Below are 2,578 nucleotides of genomic sequence, written 5' to 3'. Positions count from 1 at the left end.
GCCCCCTGGCTGGAACAAGCCGGCTTCGACAGCAGCGAAACCCTGCTGCTCAGGCGCACGATAGACGCGCAAGGTAAAAGCCGCGCCTGGATCAATGGCAGCGCGGCAACAGCCACCCAGCTCAAGGACATCGCCGACCAGCTGGTGGACATCCACGGCCAGCATGCGTGGCAAAGCCTGACCCGCCCCGACGCGGTACGCGGCTTGCTCGACTCCTATGCGGAAGTCTCTACCGGCGAGTTGTCACGCCTCTGGCAGCAATGGCGGCTCTCCCAGAAAACATTGAACGACGCGCACGAAGCGCAAGACAGCCTGCAGCGCGAACGCGAGCGGCTGGCGTGGCAAATCGGTGAACTCGACAAGCTGGCGCCCGGGGCCGCCGAATGGGACGAACTGAATGCTCAACATGGGCGGTTATCCAATGCGCAGGCACTGCGCGATGCCGTACAGGCCGCCGTCGACGCATTGCAGGAGTCCGACGAGAACGCCACCGCACTGCTGGGACGAGCCATTGCATCGTTGCAAGGCCAGGAACACATCGAACCCGAGTTCAAGGGCATCCTTGAGGTGTTAAATGGCGCTCTGGCCCAGATGGAAGATGCGGTGCATTCGCTCAACGGCTACGCACGGCACGCCGAGCTGGAACCCCAACGGCTGGCCGAACTCGACGAACGTCTTTCGCTGTGGGTCAGCCTGGCACGGCGTTACAAACGCACCCCGGTCGAACTGCCTGAATTGCTGGCCTCCTGGCGGGCTGAGCTGCACAAACTCGACGAAGCCGCCGATCTGGTTCAATTGGAAAAAAATGAAAACCAGGCACGGTCAGCCTACCTGGATGAAGCCAGCCAGGTGTCGAAGGCGCGCAGCAAAGCTGCCCCAAAACTCGCCAAAGCCATTACCCAGGCCATGCAGGGCCTCGGCATGCAGGGCGGAAAATTCGACGTGGCGCTCAACAAACTGGAGCAACCGGCCCAGCACGGGCTGGAGCAAGCCGAGTTCCTGGTAGCGGGCCATGCCGGCAGCACACCTCGCCCCGTGGGCAAGGTCGCCTCCGGCGGCGAGTTGTCGCGCATCGCGCTGGCCATCGCCGTCACCACCAGCCAGTTGGGGCAGGCGCAAACACTCATATTTGACGAGGTTGATTCGGGCGTGGGGGGGGCCGTGGCCGAAACCGTCGGACGGCTGATGAAACAGCTGGGCAAGGACCGACAGGTCATGGCTGTCACCCATCTGCCGCAGGTGGCAGCCTGTGCCGATCAGCACCTTGTAGTTGCCAAGCGAGCCGAAAACGGCACCACCCTCAGCACCGTAGACCATGTCAACGGGGAACAGCGCGTAGCTGAGATTGCCCGCATGCTGGGCGGCGAGCGGCTTTCCGGCACCACGCTGGCCCACGCCAAGGAAATGCTGGGACAGTGATGGCAGCACTGGAAATGGTTCTTATCACCGGCATGTCGGGTTCCGGAAAATCGGTTGCCCTGCATGCACTGGAAGACGCCGGTTATTACTGCGTGGACAACCTTCCACCGGAATTGCTGACGCCCTTCGTCGCACTGGAGCAGCAGCACGGCGCCCAAAAAGTTGCCATTGCCATGGACGTGCGAAGCGCAGTCTCGCTTCCCCTGGTACCCCAGCAATTGCGGCAGTTGCGCGCTTCCGGCGTGGCGGTGCAATCCCTCTTCCTGGATGCAAACACGGAAACTCTCGTGCGCCGCTTTTCCGAAACGCGCAGGCTTCACCCYCTGTCGCGCATTGACGCCTCCGACCAGCACCGGGCGTTGGTAGACGCCATAGAGCTGGAGCGGGAGTTGCTGGGTGAGATGCGCGAGCAGGCCCACGTGCTCGACACCAGCATGATCCGCTCATCACAGCTGCAAGGCTATGTGAAGTCGCTGATCTCCGCTCCCAGCACCCAGCTCACGCTGGTGTTCGAGTCCTTTGCCTTCAAGCGGGGCGTGCCGCTGGACGCGGATTACGTGTTTGACGTTCGCATGCTGCCCAACCCACACTATGAATCGGGCCTGCGCCACCTGACCGGGCTTGATGAGGCCGTGGCGAGCTATCTCAAGGCCCACACGGAAGTGGGCGACATGTTCCGTCATATCGAGCAGTTTCTCGGTCATTGGCTGCATGCGCTGGTACGTGACCACCGGAGTTATGTGACCGTGGCCATCGGCTGCACCGGYGGCCAACACCGATCCGTCTACCTTGTCGAGGAATTGGCCGCAGCTTTTGGCCAGCAGTGGCGAACGCTGAAGCGGCATCGCGAGCTCGACGCCGTTTGAGTCCAGATAAGGCTGGGCACGGCCTCATCTTCCAGTACAGCGGGCAGGCCTAAGCGTCCCGTTCCAGCAGTTTGCGTATGGGCGCGGGCAGCCCCAGTGCAGGCCATTCGGCGGGGCCGAACCACGCACCGGGCCGTTCATCTGAAACCAAAGACCTGGGCATGGTTTGCCCGGCCCGAAAACCTGCGATCCATGGCGACAGGTGCAAGTCCTTGTGTGTCAGCACGTGGACAAAACCTGGCAGTGGATCGAGCCTTTCCCGCAAGGAAGACGGCAAATCCGCAGTCAGCGCC

At 62.4% G+C, this 2,578-nt stretch carries 3 protein-coding genes; 2 read left to right on the top strand and 1 reads right to left on the bottom strand.

Features of this window, described 5'->3' with window-relative positions; translation table 11 throughout:
- On the top strand, nucleotides 1-1,419 hold a 1,419-nt coding region (locus tag AC1D1P_RS20610), incomplete at its 5' end, for a DNA repair protein RecN (protein ID WP_477674242.1).
- On the top strand, nucleotides 1,419-2,285 hold the full coding sequence (gene rapZ, locus AC1D1P_RS20605; RefSeq protein ID WP_477668275.1) for an RNase adapter RapZ: 867 nt from the start codon (nucleotides 1,419-1,421) through the stop codon (nucleotides 2,283-2,285). The genes AC1D1P_RS20610 and rapZ, both read left to right, overlap by 1 nt.
- 49 nt (nucleotides 2,286-2,334) lie before the next feature.
- Here rapZ and AC1D1P_RS20600 read toward each other — a convergent pair.
- On the bottom strand, nucleotides 2,335-2,578 hold a 244-nt coding region (locus AC1D1P_RS20600; protein WP_477674241.1), incomplete at its 5' end, for an NUDIX hydrolase.

This window comes from Polaromonas sp. P1_E1_2 (genome assembly GCF_056406035.1).
This window is presented reverse-complemented; position numbering and strand designations above follow the sequence as displayed.